Below are 663 nucleotides of genomic sequence, written 5' to 3'. Positions count from 1 at the left end.
TTCCCGCCGATGCTCGAATCTGGGCCTGGTTCGGGAGGTGGTTGCCCGAGCGGGGCCTGCTGGCGCTCTATCGGGCGACGTTCTTCTACGGGATCTGTCGGATGATCTCGTGGAGCGCGTGGGCTCGCCTGTTCGCCGAGCCCGAGAAATACGACGAGTTCGACGTCACGTCACGCGGGTTCCCGCTGGACCTGTCGTGGACGGGACCGTACTGGCTCGACGCGCGGAGCCTCACCCACGTCAATCCGTGGATCGCCTATCCGGCGGCGATCGCCCTCCTGGCGGTGCTCTACGTCGTGATCAGTCGGCTCTGGGAGCCGATGGGTCGCAAGGAGGCCGAACGCAGACGGTCGCGGAACGGCACCCAGGAGGAACCGGGCGTCCAGGCCGACGCCTGATCGACCGCATCGCGACCGAGCGCGTCGACCGGGTCGAGATCGAGCGCTTCGAGGAACGCGACCGTGCGTACGTCGTGTGCGACGGGATCAGGATCGGGCGCCAGGTCAAGCTTCGCCAGCAGCTTGTGCACCGGCGGCTTGAGGAAGTACGTCGCGGTGATCGCGGCCACCCCAGCGGCCTCGGCATTGCTCATGCAGTTCACGCACATGGCCCCACCGTAGACCCGCCCACCGGCATCTCGTGAACAGTTCGCGCACGGAGCGC

General features: G+C 67.4%; 1 pseudogene. It reads left to right on the top strand.

The features are described from left to right. A pseudogene (locus tag ON45_RS23295) lies at positions 1-398 on the top strand (hypothetical protein); the annotation flags it as partial. Positions 399-663 lie beyond the last annotated feature (265 nt).

It is taken from the genome of Ilumatobacter nonamiensis YM16-303 (assembly GCF_000350145.1).
GTDB lineage: Bacteria > Actinomycetota > Acidimicrobiia > Acidimicrobiales > Ilumatobacteraceae > Ilumatobacter_A > Ilumatobacter_A nonamiensis.
This window is presented reverse-complemented; position numbering and strand designations above follow the sequence as displayed.